The sequence below is a fragment of the Pseudomonas sp. R2-60-08W genome (genome assembly GCF_003852335.1).
Lineage (GTDB): Bacteria > Pseudomonadota > Gammaproteobacteria > Pseudomonadales > Pseudomonadaceae > Aquipseudomonas.
Window position 1 is genome coordinate 4,419,129 of the sequence record NZ_CP027731.1, and the last position, 14,592, is coordinate 4,433,720.

Here is a 14,592-nt window from a genome sequence, read left to right on the forward strand (position 1 = left end):
CGCGCGTCTCAGCCGCGCTCGGACGGCACCGACGAGAGTTCGAACGGGCTGCTGCTGCGCCGCTGGTTGCGGTCTTCACGCGGGGTGGCGCCAAAGAAGTTGCGGTAGGCGCTGGAAAAATGCGGCCCCGAGGAGAAGCCGCAGGACAGGCCGATCTGGATGATCGACTTGCTGGTTTGCATGAGCATCTGGCGGGCTTTGTTAAGGCGCAGTTCCAGGTAGTACTGGCTGGGGACGCGATTGAGGTACTGCTTGAAGATCCGCTCCAGTTGTCGTCGCGACACGCACACGTGCTGGGCGATTTCATCGGTGGTCAGCGGCTCCTCGATATTGGCTTCCATCAGCAACACCGCCTGGGTCAGCTTCGGATGGCTGGAACCCAGGCGGTTTTGCAGCGGGATGCGCTGGCGCTCGCCGCCTTCGCGGATGCGCTCCACCACCAGTTCTTCGGAGACCGCACCGGCCAGTTCGGCGCCGTGGTCACGGGCCAGCACCGCCAGCATCAGGTCGAGTACCGACATGCCACCGCAGGCGGTCAGGCGATCACGGTCCCAGTCGAACAGATGGCTGGTGGCGATGACCTTGGGGAAACGCTCGGCAAAATCATCCTGCCAACGCCAGTGCACGGCGGCGCGGTAGCCGTCGAGCAGGCCGAGCTGGGCCAACGGGTACACACCGGCCGACAAACCGCCGATCACACAACCGGCGCGCACCAGCTGCTTGAGCGCCGAACTGAGCTGGGAAGCAATGACGGTCGGCGGCTCGTCGGCCAGCAGGAACAGTTTCTGGAAGCCTTCCAGCTTGCCGGCCCACGGTTCGCCCGGCAGTTGCCAGGCGCCTTCGGTGGCCGGCTCTGCGAGCAAAAACGACAGCTCGTAGACCACGTCCGGATGCACCCGCTGAGCAACGCGCAAGGCCTCCTCAGCCAGCGCAAGCGTGAGTGCTTTTGTGCTGGGCCAAATCAGGAAACCAATTTTATGGGCGGTCATGGAAGGCTATCCGAAGCGAGTAACGGTAATGAAGACAAAGGCCAATGCTAGCCCGTAAACCAACACAAATCTCAAAAACCATGAAGATCCCATGTGGGAGGGGGCTTGCTCCCGATAGCGGCGGATCAGTCAGCAAATGTGTATCTGATGTACCGCTATCGGGAGCAAGCCCCCTCCCACAGGGTGCAGCGTCTCCAGTGAAGTGGATTATTTCAAGCTGCCGGAGAGGAACTGCTGAAGACGCACAGACTGCGGATTCACCAGCACTTCACGCGGATTGCCGCGCTCTTCGACGATGCCTTTGTGCAAGAACACCAACTGGTTCGACACCTCACGGGCAAAACCCATTTCGTGGGTCACCACCACCATGGTGCGGCCTTCCAGAGCCAAATCCTGCATCACCTTGAGCACTTCGCCGACCAGCTCCGGGTCGAGGGCCGAGGTGGGTTCGTCGAACAGCATCACCTCCGGCTCCATCGCCAGGGCACGGGCGATCGCCACGCGCTGCTGCTCGCCGCCGGACATGTGGCCAGGGAACGCATCCTTGCGATGGCCCACGCCAACCTTGGCCAGATAATGCTCGGCCTTCTCACGGGCGTCTTTTTTCGACATGCCAAGCACATGCACCGGCGCTTCCATCACGTTTTCCAGCGCGGTCATGTGCGACCACAAGTTGAAATGCTGGAACACCATGGACAGGCGCGAACGCATGCGTTGCAGTTGTTTAGGGTCGGCGGCTTTCATGGCGCCGTCTTTGTTCGCGACCAGTTTCAGCTCTTCGTTATTGAGCAGAATCTTGCCGGCGTGAGGTTGCTCGAGCAGGTTGATGCAGCGCAAAAAGGTACTTTTGCCCGAACCGCTGGAGCCGATGATGCTGATCACATCACCGGCAGCGGCGGCCAGGGACACGCCTTTGAGCACTTCATGACTGCCATAGCGTTTATGCAGGTCTTGGACTTCAAGTTTGTACATGCGGTCGGTTCTCACAAAAACAGGTGGTCAGTCGTTGAGCAAGCGCCCGTGACGCAGCGCTTCGCGCCCCGCCACCTTGGCCAGCCAGAAACCCGCTTGGGCATAACGCAGCCGTTCAACGGCGAACAACACCCCGGACGTGCCCGCGCAGACGATGCTGACGCGGTCGGTCAGAGGATCAATCACTTCAAAAATCGGTTCGCCGGTTTCAACCCAGTCACCGGCTTCACGCAGGTAACTGATCACGCCGGCGTGGGGTGCGAACAGCAACTCGGTGCCCTCGAAGGGCATGCCTTCACACGCCTCGTGCTGCGGCGCGGGCCACTCGCCCTTGATCAAGCCTTGTTCGGCGAGGAACGCCAGGATGCCCTCGGCATGGAAGATCGCCTCGTCGCGGCCGGTGTCGGCCTGGCCGCCCAACTCCAGGGTTGTCGCCAGACAGGCCAGCGGGATCTGCGCCTCGGGGAACGCCCGGGACAAGCGCAGCCACGGCAGCGAACACGCCTCGTCAAACGAACTGCCACCGGAATCTTCCGCCAGCAGGCCGACCTTCACATTCAAATGCGCCGACAGCGAACGCCACTGCGGCCAGTGCTGAGGCAGCGCGTACATGTGCAGCGCGGCTTCGGCGTCGCAGTGCAGGTCGAGGACGATGTCGGCGGTGCAGGCATGGCTCAGCAGAATGCGTTGCATGCCTTGCAACTGACTACTCGGCGGCGGCAAGGCGCTGAGCACGTCGCTCATGGCCTGACGGATCAGGCGCACATTGGCGTGGGGGTCATCGCCCAGTTTGCCGTGCAGACGCTCAGCGACGGGCGCGCTCAACTCAACAAAATCGCGGTTGAAATTCTTGCCGCTGCCAATCTCGAAACGCCCCTGGTGGCTGCCCTGCAGCAATTGGCCCAGGCCCATCGGGTTGGCAACGGGCACCAACTCGATCACGCCATTGAGCGCCCCTTGGCGTTCCAGGTCGGTAAGGCGTTTTTTCAACTCCCAGGCGGCGCGCATGCCGGGTAACTCATCGGCGTGCAGGCTGGCCTGGATATAGGCCTTGCGCTCGCCACTGCCGAAACGGAACACACTCAGTTGGCGCTCACAACCCAGGTGGCCCCAGGGCAGCAGGTGATCGATACGTTCCATATCAATGCTTCCGTGGAGCCAGGTAGCTCAGCCAGCGGCGCTCGGCCAACTTGAACAGGCGCACCAGGATGAACGTCAGGCACAGGTAGAACGCGCCGGCGGTGATATAGGCTTCAAACGGCAGGTAGTACTGGGCATTCACCGTGCGCGCGGCGCCGGTGATGTCGATCAAGGTGACGATGGAGGCCAGGCTGGTGGTCTGCAGCATCATGATCACTTCGTTGCTGTACTGCGGCAGCGCGCGGCGCAGGGCCGACGGCAACAGGATGCGACGGTACAGCTTGTAGCGCGACATGCCCATGGCCTTGGCCGCTTCGATCTCGCCATTGGGCGTGGCCTTGAGGCTGCCGGCGATGATCTCGGCGGTGTAGGCGCTGGTGTTGATCGCGAACGCCAGGCACGCGCAGAACGTGGCGCTGGACAGCAACGGCCACAGGAAGCTTTCCCGCACGGACTCGAACTGGGCCAGGCCGTAGTAGATCAAAAACAGCTGCACCAGCATCGGCGTGCCGCGGATCACATAGGTGTAGAGCCACGCCACGCCGTTGACGATCGGCTGCTTGGACACGCGCATCAAGCCCAGGGGCAAGGCGGCGAGCAAGCCGAAGAACAGCGAGATGGCGAGCAGTTTCAGGGTGGTCAGCAAGCCGCCAAGGTACAGCGGCATGGCCTCCCAGATGACGTTGTAGTCGAAGATCATAGATCAGCCGCCCTTACGCCTACCGAGTAGCGCTTCTCAAGATAGCGCAGGGCCAGCAACGACACGCTGGTGATCACCAGGTACATCGCCGCCACTGCGAGGAAGAAGGTAAAAGGCTCGCGGGTGGCGTCGGCCGCCTGCTTGGCCTTGAACATCATGTCTTGCAGGCCCACCACTGAAATCAGCGCGGTGGCCTTGGTGAGTACCAGCCAGTTGTTGGTAAACCCGGGGATTGCCAGCCGAATCATCTGCGGCACCATTACCCGGAAAAACACCTGAAAGCTGCTCATGCCATACGCCAGGCCGGCCTCGGCCTGGCCCTTGGGAATGGCCATGAAGGCGCCGCGGAAGGTTTCCGACAGGTACGCGCCAAAGATGAAACCCAAGGTGCCGATACCGGCGGCCAGGGGGTTCAGGTCAATATATTCGTCAAAGCCGAGCATCGGCGCGACGCGGTTAAGCAAGTCCTGGCCACCGTAGAAAATCAGTAGGATCAGCACCAGGTCGGGGATCCCGCGGATCACCGTGGAGTACAGGTCGCCCAGCCACGCCAGCCAGCGCACCGGCGACAGGCGCAACGCGACCCCGATCAGACCCAGAACAATGGCCAGGGCCATGGACGACAAGGCGAGCTGAAGCGTCAACCATGCGCCATCGAGGATGACGGCCCCGTAGCCTTTCAACATGATTCAGGTCCTCGAAAAGGGGGATGAAAAAATGGCGCAAACTTCAGAGTGTTCTGTTGCTTGCGCCATTTCGGACAGACAGCTGCGACTATTTACTTGGCATCAGCGCCGTAAATATCGAAGTCGAAGTACTTGTCCTGGATCTTCTTGTATTCGCCGTTGGCACGGATCGCGGCGATAGCGGCGTTGATGCGCTCCAGGTTTTCCTTGTCGCCTTTGCGAACCGCGATGCCTACGCCGTCGCCGAAGTATTTGACGTCGGTGAACGCGGGACCTGTGAACGCGTAGCCCTTGCCGGCGTCGGTTTTCAGGAAACCGTCCTGCAGCAGGGTGGCGTCGGCCACGGTGCCGTCGAGGCGACCGGCTTCCACGTCCAGGTAGATTTCGTTCTGGGTGCCGTAGGGAACGATGGTGGCGCCCTTCGGTGCCAGGACTTCCTTGGCGAAACGGTCATGGATCGAACCACGCTGCACACCGATCTTCTTGCCTTTCAATTCATCCAGGCTGTCGCTGACGGCAGTGCCTTCCTTCATCACCAGGCGAGCTGGGGTCAGGTAGTAGCGGGTGGTGAAGTCCACGGATTTCTTGCGGTCTTCAGTAATGGACATGGATGACAGGATCGCGTCGATCTTGCGCACTTTCAGCGCCGGGATCAGGCCATCGAATTCCTGCTCGACCCACGTGCACTTCACGTCCATCTGCTTGCACAGGGCGTTGCCGATGTCGTAGTCAAAACCGACGATGCTGCCATCCGGCGCCTTCGAGGCAAACGGAGGGTAAGCGGCTTCGATACCAATTTTCAGCGGTTTGCCTTCAGCGAAAGCCTGCATGGACAGCACGGACAGCGCCAGGGCGCCCAACAGCACGAGTTTCTTCATCTTGGGACTCCATCGGTATAGGGCAAAACAGCAGTATGAGCCATGGCCCACGATGCGGCGAAGGTGAAACCGAAAGCGGTGCAGCGTCCTGCGCCAGTGCGTGCCAGCGACGACGAGCGAGTGATCGGCATTCTAACGACAGGCTGGAAGCCGATATTTCCTCAATGCGACAACAATTTACAGAAGCACCGAGAAAGCGGTTCCAACTCATTGACAGCCTCTGAATTTTATGCAGAGACAAAAGATATTAAACCAGCTGATGCTGCAAATTGCGGGCCTATTATTCGCAAACCCTTCTAGCACGGCAAGGGTGGCGTTTAATCTTATTTCAAAGGGTGTCTGAAATGCGGTTTTCCTGGGCGTGAGCGTAGCCGTTTGCCTCATGCCTGGGCGCGGGGTTACACATTTGCGTTAACCGGTAACATTCAGAAACGTCCTACTGTGCAAACCGATATTTATTTGCCAGCTGGCTATGCAGGCAGCAGCTGTACATGCCTTGAAATGCAATCCAAATGTGGGAGGGGGCTTGCTCCCGATAGCGGCAGGTCAGTGACAGCTGTATCAACTGACCCACCGCTATCGGGAGCAAGCCCCCTCCCACATTGATTTTTAGTGTTTTCGAGAGCGTATGAAAAAGCCCCACCCGGCCTGCGCCGAATGGGGCTCTTTCCCACCAACCCCGCCTTACGCGACGTTCATGGTCTTGTGCGTCTCGATCAAATGCGCCACCACCCCTGGGTCGGCCAGGGTGGAGATATCCCCCAACCCGTCATACTCCGCCGTGGCAATCTTGCGCAGAATCCGCCGCATGATTTTCCCCGAACGCGTCTTCGGCAAGCCTGGCGCCCACTGAATCACGTCCGGTGAGGCAATCGGGCCGATTTCCTTGCGCACCCAGTTTTTCAGCTCCAGGCGCAGTTGTTCGGTCGGCTCTTCGCCACCGATCAAAGTGACATAGACATAAATGCCCTGCCCCTTGATGTCATGCGGCACGCCGACCACCGCCGCTTCCGCGACTTTTGGGTGTGCCACCATGGCGCTTTCGATCTCGGCCGTGCCCATGCGGTGGCCGGACACGTTCAACACGTCGTCCACACGCCCGGTGATCCAGTAGTAGCCGTCCTCGTCGCGCCGCGCACCGTCGCCGGTGAAATACATGCCACGGAAGGTCTTGAAGTAGGTATCGACGAAACGGTCATGGTCGCCAAACAGCGTACGCGCCTGGCCCGGCCACGAATCAAGGATCACCAGGTTGCCCTCGGCCGCGCCTTCGATCAGGTTGCCGAGGTTGTCCACCAACGCCGGCACCACGCCAAAGAACGGCCGCGCCGCTGAACCCGGCTTGAGCGCATGGGCGCCCGGCAGCGGGCTCATCATGTTGCCGCCGGTTTCGGTCTGCCACCAGGTGTCGACAATCGGGCAACGGGATTGGCCAACATTCTTGTAGTACCAGTCCCAGGCTTCCGGGTTGATCGGTTCGCCCACCGAGCCCAACAGGCGCAGGCTGCTGCCATCGGCGCCTTCAACGGCGGCGGTGCCCGATGCCATCATGGCGCGGATCGCGGTGGGCGCGGTGTAGAGAATATTGACCTTGTGCTTGTCGACGATCTTCGCCACCCGGGTGATGTCCGGATAGTTCGGCACACCTTCAAACAGCAAGGTGGTCGCGCCATTCGCCAGCGGGCCGTAGACAATATAGGTGTGGCCGGTGACCCAGCCCACGTCGGCGGTGCACCAGTAGATTTCGCCGGGGCGGTAGTCGAACACGCGCTCATGGGTCAGGGCTGCATACAGCAGGTAACCGCCGGTGGTGTGTTGCACACCCTTCGGCTTGCCGGTGGAGCCGGAGGTATAGAGGATGAACAGCGCTTCTTCGGCGCCCATCTCTTTGGGCGCACACACGGTGCCCGCCACTTTCATCAGGTCTTCGTACCAGATGTCGCGATGCTGGTTCCACTTGATCGTGCCATTGGTGCGCTTGCACACGATGACCTTCTGGATGCTGCTGGTTTCCGGGTTGGTCAGCGCGTCATCGACGTTGGCCTTCAGCGGAATCTTCTTACCGGCGCGGATGCCTTCGTCGGCAGTAATCACCACCTTCGACTTACAATCGATGATGCGACCGGCCAGGGCTTCCGGCGAGAAACCGCCGAACACCACGGAATGAATCGCACCGATGCGGGTACAGGCGAGCATGGCGACCACGGCTTCGGGGATCATCGGCATATAGATAGTCACTACGTCGCCGCGATGCACATCCTGGCCGCGCAGGGCGTTGGCGAATTTGCAGACTTGTTCATGCAGCTCGCGGTACGTGATGTTGCGGCTCTCGGCAGGGTCATCGCCCTCCCAGATGATCGCGATCTGGTCGCCACGCTCGGCGAGGTGACGGTCCAGGCAGTTGTAGGAAACGTTCAGGGTGCCATCGGCGAACCACTTGATGTCGACATGGTGATCGTCGAACGACGTCTGCTTCACCGTGGTGAAAGGCTTGATCCAGTCAAGACGCTTGGCTTGCTCGCGCCAGAAACCATCGGGATTGACCACCGATTGCTGGTACATCGCCTTGTAGGTCGCCTCGTCGGTCAGCGTGTTGGCTGCTACTTCGGGGCGAACGGGGTACAGGGAAGCCGCACTCATCTTTCTTACCTCGGTGACATAGTTGTTGTTGTATGGCCCCTGTTGTAGCCGGGGTGGGCCTATAGAACCATTCGACGATGGTAGTAACAAGACCCTACAAATTACCCAGCTATGCCCAACTGCCGCTCTGGCCCGCGCCCCGTGGCGCTTCGCGGGTTTCTGAAAAAACCTTCATCGGGGGATTGTTACAAAAACTGCCAAAAGTGTTTATCAAAACCACGGGTATATGAATATAAGCCGCAGGCCTAGAATCAACCCCGTCAACACGACACCGAGATTAACACCGCAACAGCCCCCACGAAGGCAACGTTAATCCGAACTTCCCAACTCTCAAGTTACACACGCGGCCTCACAAGGGCCCCGTGACCCCTTTCGCCCTGAAGAAGGTAAATAGAGAAATGAAAGCGTTATTAGTTTTAGCCCTCAGCAGCCTATGCGCCACCGCCGCCCTGGCCGACGAGGCCCCGACCGAGCTGGCTGGCCAGAACGCCCCGATTGTTGAGGACTATACCTACAGCACCCACTTGGACGTCGCTAAAGTAGTCTCCATGAGCAACATCCCGGAAGTATGCGAAGTTGTACCGGCGAAGATGGAATATGAGGATTCGCAAGGTCAACGTCATATTCTTAATTATCATGTAATGGGTAACGGCTGCTCTAACGGCTGATTATTGGTTAGTGGATTCTTGTTCGCCGCAAGAAATCGTTCTTGCGGCAAAGAGCCGGTCCTTAATCCACCGCCCTCCCCTCCACAAAAAAACATCCCACCGCCCGTCAAAAACTTCCTACCCCGCCAACCCCCTGCAAACCCTCGCCCTGGCCCAAATAGCAGCCTTTTTGTCCGCTCACCGGGACAATCCGCCACAACACAAACCCGAATTTTTCCCTATAATGCGCGGGTAAATCGGGCCTGCAATATCCCTTTACACAGGGACGAAGAGCCAGACCTGAGGCCTCCGCTGGAGCAAGCCCCGCCGCTCCGCACCTCAAGCCTCATGCAGAACCCGTAGCCCAATTGCGTTTAATGCCTGCGCTAGCTGCTGCAACAAACGATTCCTTAAGATCCACCGCGGCCCGAGGGCCGTGTGAATACCCAACCATCCGGTTTCACACGGGCACCTTTGAGCCCTCACGCAGGAGACGACACGTCATGCTGAGCTGGGACGAATTCGACAAAGAAGAAGAAGGCGAAGTAGCCACCAAAGGCGCCAACGCCGGCCACGCCACCGAAGCCAACATGGACCGCCTCGACGGTGCCGGCGCTGCTGCCGCCATCGAAGCCCGCGCCGTCACCGCCAATGACTCCGCCGCCATCGTGCGCGCCAAGGCTGCCCTGGACAAACTCGACGTCGCCGAAGGCCTCGCCGAACTTGAAGGCGCCTCCGCCCGCGTCGCCGTTGACGAAAAACGCATGATCAACTGCCGCGCCGACCTCAACCAACTTGTGCCCTTCAAGTACGACTGGGCCTGGCAGAAATACCTCGACGGCTGCGCCAACCACTGGATGCCGCAAGAGGTCAACATGACCGCCGACATCGCCCTGTGGAAAGACCCCGAAGGCCTGACCGACGACGAACGCCGCATCGTCATGCGCAACCTCGGCTTCTTCTCCACTGCCGACTCCCTGGTTGCGAACAACCTGGTGCTGGCCGTATACCGCCTGATCACCAACCCGGAGTGCCGCCAGTACATCCTGCGCCAGGCCTTCGAAGAAGCGATCCACACCCACGCCTACCAGTACTGCATCGAATCCCTGGCCATGGATGAAGGCGAGATCTTCAACATGTACCACGAGATTCCATCGGTGGCCAAAAAGGCCGCCTGGGGCCTGAAGTACACCCGTTCGATCTCCGATCCGAAGTTCGAAACCGGCACCGTCGACACCGACAAGGAACTGCTGCGCAACCTGGTCGCCTACTACTGCGTGCTGGAAGGCATCTTCTTCTATTGCGGCTTCACCCAGATCCTCTCCATGGGCCGCCGCAACAAAATGACCGGCGTGGCCGAGCAGTTCCAGTACATCCTGCGCGATGAGTCGATGCACCTGAACTTCGGTATCGATGTGATCAACCAGATCAAAATCGAAAACCCGCATTTGTGGGATGCCGAGATGAAGGAAGAAGCGACCCAGATGATCCTGCAAGGGACGCAGCTGGAGATCGAATATGCGCGCGACACCATGCCACGCGGCGTTCTCGGCATGAATGCAGCGATGATGGAGGACTATCTGAAGTTCATCGCGAATCGTCGGTTGTCGCAGATTGGGTTGAAGGAAGAGTACCCAGGCACGACCAACCCGTTCCCGTGGATGAGCGAGATTATGGACTTGAAGAAAGAGAAGAATTTCTTTGAGACCCGTGTGATCGAGTATCAGACGGGTGGGGCGTTGAGCTGGGATTGATTCCCAAGCTAAGCAAACTTGAGAAGCCCTGACTTGTTCAGGGCTTTTTTACGCCTCCATGAATAGGAAGTGTCTTACACCTTGATCATCCACAAAATGATTGATGCGAATTTCGATACTGATAGCCTCGTCTGCCGGTGCCTAAGAAACGCCCAACGTAGACGCTAGCCCTGATCGAACAGTAGAAATCCGCCTGATCTTTGGTCATGTGGGTGTAATGCTGCATTGATGGCGAGCCTGTTGGAGTTTCTTGAATCCGCTCTCTACGTTGGGCCCTAGCCCTCCTGAAAATCACGTAGAGGTCATAGGAAATGCCTAACCCATATCCGCTCGACTTACCGGCGGCCAAGAATGCAGTAATGCCTGAGCCTTCTATTGCTGTCGTGTTCACCAGACATCATCTTCCTCTACACGCCCTCCTTTTAGAAAACCAACCATGGTTCTGTGCGCGGGATCTCGGGCGCTTGATGGGTTACTGCTTGGATGAACGAACGACTCGTAAGCTCGATGCCGATCAACGGCAATACTTGAAATTGCTGTTCCACGGTCAACCGGAAGAGATGCTGATGGTCAGCGAGTCCGGTGCATATGCACTGCTGGTCTATCACTACGCCCCAGAGAACAGGCTGTTACGGAGTTGGCTCACTCATGAAGTCGTCCCGACGTTGCGTGACGAGCACCAACCCCGAACGGTGGAACGACCGCTATTGAGCATGTTGGACTGGCCGGAGATGTCGTTGAACTTGCTGCACTGGCAGGATGAAGGCTGGATCCGCCTCAGAGACATGCCATATCTGTTGGTTAATCGAACCTACCGGAAAGAGTCAGCAAGGACTCCGTGGTGGCGCAAGGTCACTCAACCTTTCCGAATGAAGCAGCGAAACTACTAACGCGAACGACCGCCGAATCCTACCAATGCGTAGGAAATTTCGTAGACTCAATAGTGGCTACTCAGTATCGTCCGAGGGTTTTCTACCCTCGGCAGCTGTATGGACATTACGAAAGACAAAACGGACTGGAACGACGCAGAGTTGGCCGCAGCGGTCGAGGCGTACTTGAAGATGTTGGCCTGGGAAAAGAGCGGCCAACCTTTCAACAAAGCTCTCGAAAACCGCCTCCTACGCGAAGGCCCGGTGGCAGGTCGTGCAAAGGGTTCCATCGAATTCCGCATGCAAAATATCTCCACCGTGCTTGTGCGTATGGGCTGGGACCGCATCGAAGGCTATAAACCTGCGAAGAACGTGGGCACAGGCGTGGAGCAACGCATCCGCCAAGCGCTGGCCGCACAGGGTGTATTCGAGTCCGAAGACGCGGCCCAAACAGCGGACGAGCAAATGCTTATCCGCCGCGCGTCCAAACTGCAGCAACAACCTTTCCCTAAGCTACCGGACGGCATTGCCCAGCCGCAGAGGGTCTCGACCGTCAGCACCGCTTTTGTTCGCGACCCAAAGGTACGCGCCTGGGTGCTCAAGCAAGCCAACGGCATCTGCGAAGGCTGCGGTTCAAACGCACCTTTCGAGGTCGACGGTTTGCCATTTCTTGAAGTACATCACGTCAAGCACCTAGTCCAGAAGGGTTCGGATCGCATCAGCAATGCTGTAGCCTTGTGCCCCAATTGCCATCAGCGTTGTCACCGGTCGAGTGACCGGGAGGCGTACACCGAAGGGCTTTACGCCAAGATCGGAAGATTGGCACGGGAGTAGACTCCTGCTGTCACACCTGATGCACATTCAAAAAAATACTAGATAGGACCGAGGCCAACCCGTGAACCCAGACATGCTCGAAGCCGGCCCCGTTGACGCCAAAGTACTTTCCGTCTTTGACTTCGACGGCACCCTCACCCACCACGACAGTTTCGTGCCCTTCCTCAAGTTTGCCTTTGGCACTGGCGCTTTTTACGGCCGGATGGTGAAGCTGGCGGTACCGGGGCTGCGCTTTTTGGTGCGGCAGATCAGCCGGGATGAGTTGAAGGCGCAGTTGATCCGCACCTTTATGACCGGGGTGGAGAAGGCGTGGGTGCAGCGCAAGGCCGAGGAGTATTGCCAGCGCAATTGGGCGCGGTTGATGCGCCCGGCGGGCGTGTTGTCGGTGGAGCAGGAGTTGGGCTCGGGAGCGGTGGTGACGCTGTGTTCGGCGTCGCCGGCGCTGGTGTTGCAGCCGTTTGCCGATCGGCTGGGGATCCGCTTGATCGGGACTGAGCTTGAGGTGGTCGACGGGGTGTTGACCGGTAAGCTCACCGGGAATAATTGCCGCTGTGAAAATAAGGTGCTGCGGCTTGAGGCGGTGTATGGGGATTTGGGCGAGTATCGGCTGCGGGCCTGGGGCGATACGCGCGGAGATCGGGAGTTGCTGGCGGCGGCGCAGGATGCGCATTTTCGGCATTTTCATGCGAAGAAGAAAAGGCGGGCCCGGTTGCAGCGGTGATGCGGGCACAGGGGTGGCTGGGAGACTGAGGTGATCCCATCGGAGCCTCGCTAAAGCTCGACACCTCCCACATTTGATTGTCATCGGTCCGGTGATTTGCGGGTACCTGCTGATCAATGCCGCGCTGGCGAGCATGGTGTATGCCCTGGCGGCATTGACCGCAGCCGGGGGAACACTGTGCTTCCTGAGTGGACGATGGGTTGCAGGTTCTTGCTGATATTTGCGCAGGTTCTCGCTATTAATAGCCAAACCTCTCACGGACCCGAGCCCCATGAAATTCGACACGGCCTACAGCCTGAGTCTCGATGACAAACTGTCAATCTATGACGTACGAGACCTGAATTTCGACGAAACCGCCGATTTCGATTCCGACAAGGAGCGCTTTCTCTGCCCCAACGATGTGTGCCGTGCGGCGTTTGATGAGGGCAATACGCTGAGCACCTTCAACGCAAAAAACCTCAACTACCAGCGCACGCCCCATTTCAAGAACAAGACCAGCACCCTGCATATCGACGGTTGCCGCTACGCCAGCACGCATAAGAACGCGACCGGTGAAAATGATGACGAGCGCGAGGAAAATTTCCCTTCGGAGTTTGTGCTCACACCACGTCAATACGCACGTAGGAGCCCGCTGACAGGCGCCGAGAACGTCGCCCTGCAAGACCCAACGAAAGCCCCTGCAAATCAAGTCGCCACATCCCACGCCAACAACGACACCACCCCGGATAAAACCAGCGTATTCGCCCACCCGGTGGAATGCTACGTGTCGAATATCGACGACAAGGACAAGCTCAAATCAATGCCGTTGAAAATCGGCGAGCACACGGCGACGTACTGGACGTTTTTCAAGAAAATCGAATACCTGCAAGACAACCAGGGCCTGATCTATTGGGGCAAGATCAAAGCCATCAAGGACTACACCAACAGTGTTCGCATCGATTTCGAAAAGAAGGTATGGCTCGACAAGAAGCCCTACTCAGTCAATGTCTACCTGAGCAAGAAACTGCTCGATAGCTACCGCAAGCGCACGGCATTCCTGGCGCAGATCAAGGCTGCGGCGGGCAGCGAACGACCGTTGTATTGCTTTTTCTATGGCGTGACGCCGCAGCTCAAGCAGGTACCGAGCCAGAAGAACCCCGAACAGACGTTCGGGGTATTCAGCGCGAATATTGAAAACCTGGATCATTTGATCATCCGGGAGGCGCCGGGGATGGAGTAAACGCACACTGAAAAACACCACCCATTGCCCTGAGTTGATGAGCGGTACAAACAACTGTATAAAAACACAGTATAGTTGTGCCTCCCCTGTCGAACCTGGAGAAATCCCATGTCCTCTCTGGCAATGAGCTCTTACGTAGAACAGCAGATCGTCCTTCATCAATTCACCGCCAAACACAGCGCCCAGGCGCGCCTCATGTTGGGCTGGAGCCGCGAAGCACTGGCCCGCGAGGCTGGCGTGGCGGTGCAAGCCGTTCAACAATTGGAAAGCCACGGCGACGTGGATGATGACACTCGATTGGCCCTGGCATTTTGCCTGGAAGCGCAAGGGCTGGTGTTTTTCCCGGGGTTCGCACCGGGGTGGGGGATGAGTAAACGCCGGTTCGACAGCGCGTCGGCCGAACCGGCGACGCCGGGCCTCCTCTCTCGGTTGCTGGGCTCACCCGCTGCATCAAATGAGTCACCCACTCCCCAACCGAATGGTGCGTAGAGTCCAGCCTGATCACCGGCAACGCAATGGATTAACCCGCGTTCATGCTGCTTC

15 protein-coding genes and 1 pseudogene are annotated in these 14,592 nt (G+C 58.6%); 9 read left to right on the forward strand and 7 right to left on the reverse strand.

The features are described 5' to 3' along the window. Nucleotides 1-8: 8 nt before the first annotated feature. The 6 genes from C4J90_RS20095 to C4J90_RS20120 form a co-directional block, all read right to left on the reverse strand. Nucleotides 9-989 carry a GlxA family transcriptional regulator gene (locus C4J90_RS20095; protein ID WP_124364053.1) on the reverse strand — a complete coding sequence of 327 codons (981 nt, stop codon included), beginning with the start codon at nucleotides 987-989 and terminating at the stop codon, nucleotides 9-11. A 207-nt stretch (nucleotides 990-1,196) separates the two neighbouring features. Next, complete coding sequence (locus tag C4J90_RS20100) at nucleotides 1,197-1,961, reverse strand: ABC transporter ATP-binding protein (RefSeq protein WP_124371612.1); 765 nt, start codon at nucleotides 1,959-1,961, stop codon at nucleotides 1,197-1,199. 27 nt (nucleotides 1,962-1,988) lie between these two features. Next, nucleotides 1,989-3,101: a succinylglutamate desuccinylase/aspartoacylase family protein gene (locus tag C4J90_RS20105; RefSeq protein ID WP_124420655.1), complete on the reverse strand. Its 1,113-nt coding sequence runs from the start codon at nucleotides 3,099-3,101 to the stop codon at nucleotides 1,989-1,991. Between the two features lies 1 nt (nucleotide 3,102). After that, nucleotides 3,103-3,801 carry an ABC transporter permease gene (locus tag C4J90_RS20110; protein WP_124364055.1) on the reverse strand — a complete coding sequence of 233 codons (699 nt, stop codon included), beginning with the start codon at nucleotides 3,799-3,801 and terminating at the stop codon, nucleotides 3,103-3,105. Beyond that, on the reverse strand, nucleotides 3,798-4,487 hold the full coding sequence (locus C4J90_RS20115; RefSeq protein WP_124420656.1) for an ABC transporter permease: 690 nt from the start codon (nucleotides 4,485-4,487) through the stop codon (nucleotides 3,798-3,800). The genes C4J90_RS20110 and C4J90_RS20115 overlap by 4 nt, the downstream gene beginning before the upstream one ends. Nucleotides 4,488-4,579: 92 nt before the next feature. Further along, nucleotides 4,580-5,365 (reverse strand): ABC transporter substrate-binding protein, encoded by a 786-nt coding sequence (locus C4J90_RS20120; RefSeq protein WP_124420657.1) that lies wholly within the window; start codon nucleotides 5,363-5,365, stop codon nucleotides 4,580-4,582. Nucleotides 5,366-5,407: 42 nt separating this feature from the next. Here C4J90_RS20120 and C4J90_RS20125 point away from each other — a divergent pair, with 42 nt between their 5' ends. Beyond that, the gene (locus C4J90_RS20125; protein WP_124364057.1) at nucleotides 5,408-5,665 is read left to right on the forward strand and encodes a hypothetical protein; all 258 of its coding nucleotides are present in this window, start codon (nucleotides 5,408-5,410) and stop codon (nucleotides 5,663-5,665) included. Between the two features lie 384 nt (nucleotides 5,666-6,049). Here the strand turns inward: C4J90_RS20125 and acs are convergent, their stop codons facing one another. After that, nucleotides 6,050-8,005, reverse strand: coding sequence for an acetate--CoA ligase (acs, locus tag C4J90_RS20130; protein WP_124368069.1), 1,956 nt, complete (start codon nucleotides 8,003-8,005; stop codon nucleotides 6,050-6,052). A gap of 398 nt (nucleotides 8,006-8,403) precedes the next feature. Between acs and C4J90_RS20135 the strand changes: the two genes are divergently transcribed. The 8 genes and pseudogenes from C4J90_RS20135 to C4J90_RS20170 all read left to right on the forward strand — a co-directional run bounded on the left by C4J90_RS20135 (nucleotide 8,404) and on the right by C4J90_RS20170 (nucleotide 14,538). After that, nucleotides 8,404-8,673, forward strand: a complete 270-nt coding sequence (locus C4J90_RS20135; protein WP_124364059.1) for a DUF2790 domain-containing protein — start codon at nucleotides 8,404-8,406, stop codon at nucleotides 8,671-8,673. A gap of 482 nt (nucleotides 8,674-9,155) precedes the next feature. After that, on the forward strand, nucleotides 9,156-10,406 hold the full coding sequence (locus C4J90_RS20140) for a ribonucleotide-diphosphate reductase subunit beta (RefSeq protein ID WP_124364060.1): 1,251 nt from the start codon (nucleotides 9,156-9,158) through the stop codon (nucleotides 10,404-10,406). Between the two features lie 311 nt (nucleotides 10,407-10,717). After that, nucleotides 10,718-11,296 carry a Bro-N domain-containing protein gene (locus tag C4J90_RS20145; RefSeq protein WP_124420658.1) on the forward strand — a complete coding sequence of 193 codons (579 nt, stop codon included), beginning with the start codon at nucleotides 10,718-10,720 and terminating at the stop codon, nucleotides 11,294-11,296. Nucleotides 11,297-11,395: 99 nt separating this feature from the next. After that, nucleotides 11,396-12,109 carry an HNH endonuclease gene (locus C4J90_RS20150; protein ID WP_124420659.1) on the forward strand — a complete coding sequence of 238 codons (714 nt, stop codon included), beginning with the start codon at nucleotides 11,396-11,398 and terminating at the stop codon, nucleotides 12,107-12,109. Between the two features lie 73 nt (nucleotides 12,110-12,182). Further along, nucleotides 12,183-12,830, forward strand: coding sequence for an HAD-IB family hydrolase (locus C4J90_RS20155; protein WP_124365199.1), 648 nt, complete (start codon nucleotides 12,183-12,185; stop codon nucleotides 12,828-12,830). 82 nt (nucleotides 12,831-12,912) lie between these two features. Beyond that, nucleotides 12,913-13,047, forward strand: a pseudogene (locus C4J90_RS27315) (MFS transporter); the annotation flags it as partial. A 54-nt stretch (nucleotides 13,048-13,101) separates the two neighbouring features. Beyond that, a complete protein-coding gene (locus tag C4J90_RS20165; protein ID WP_124415420.1) occupies nucleotides 13,102-14,049 on the forward strand; it encodes a hypothetical protein in 948 nt (315 codons plus the stop codon). A 108-nt stretch (nucleotides 14,050-14,157) separates the two neighbouring features. Next, nucleotides 14,158-14,538 (forward strand): helix-turn-helix transcriptional regulator, encoded by a 381-nt coding sequence (locus C4J90_RS20170; RefSeq protein WP_124420660.1) that lies wholly within the window; start codon nucleotides 14,158-14,160, stop codon nucleotides 14,536-14,538. Nucleotides 14,539-14,592 lie beyond the last annotated feature (54 nt).

Bases quoted from the DNA above. Each gene is read 5' to 3' on its own strand.
- C4J90_RS20125 (WP_124364057.1), top strand. From the start codon at position 5,408: ATGGCCCACGATGCGGCGAAGGTGAAACCGAAAGCGGTGCAGCGTCCT.
- C4J90_RS20095 (WP_124364053.1), bottom strand. From the start codon at position 989: ATGACCGCCCATAAAATTGGTTTCCTGATTTGGCCCAGCACAAAAGCA.
- C4J90_RS20140 (WP_124364060.1), top strand. From the start codon at position 9,156: ATGCTGAGCTGGGACGAATTCGACAAAGAAGAAGAAGGCGAAGTAGCC.
- C4J90_RS20115 (WP_124420656.1), bottom strand. From the start codon at position 4,487: ATGTTGAAAGGCTACGGGGCCGTCATCCTCGATGGCGCATGGTTGACG.
- C4J90_RS20100 (WP_124371612.1), bottom strand. From the start codon at position 1,961: ATGTACAAACTTGAAGTCCAAGACCTGCATAAACGCTATGGCAGTCAT.
- C4J90_RS20165 (WP_124415420.1), top strand. From the start codon at position 13,102: ATGAAATTCGACACGGCCTACAGCCTGAGTCTCGATGACAAACTGTCA.
- C4J90_RS20145 (WP_124420658.1), top strand. From the start codon at position 10,718: ATGCCTAACCCATATCCGCTCGACTTACCGGCGGCCAAGAATGCAGTA.
- C4J90_RS20135 (WP_124364059.1), top strand. From the start codon at position 8,404: ATGAAAGCGTTATTAGTTTTAGCCCTCAGCAGCCTATGCGCCACCGCC.
- C4J90_RS20110 (WP_124364055.1), bottom strand. From the start codon at position 3,801: ATGATCTTCGACTACAACGTCATCTGGGAGGCCATGCCGCTGTACCTT.
- C4J90_RS20120 (WP_124420657.1), bottom strand. From the start codon at position 5,365: ATGAAGAAACTCGTGCTGTTGGGCGCCCTGGCGCTGTCCGTGCTGTCC.
- C4J90_RS20170 (WP_124420660.1), top strand. From the start codon at position 14,158: ATGTCCTCTCTGGCAATGAGCTCTTACGTAGAACAGCAGATCGTCCTT.
- acs (WP_124368069.1), bottom strand. From the start codon at position 8,005: ATGAGTGCGGCTTCCCTGTACCCCGTTCGCCCCGAAGTAGCAGCCAAC.
- C4J90_RS20105 (WP_124420655.1), bottom strand. From the start codon at position 3,101: ATGGAACGTATCGATCACCTGCTGCCCTGGGGCCACCTGGGTTGTGAG.
- C4J90_RS20150 (WP_124420659.1), top strand. From the start codon at position 11,396: ATGGACATTACGAAAGACAAAACGGACTGGAACGACGCAGAGTTGGCC.
- C4J90_RS20155 (WP_124365199.1), top strand. From the start codon at position 12,183: ATGCTCGAAGCCGGCCCCGTTGACGCCAAAGTACTTTCCGTCTTTGAC.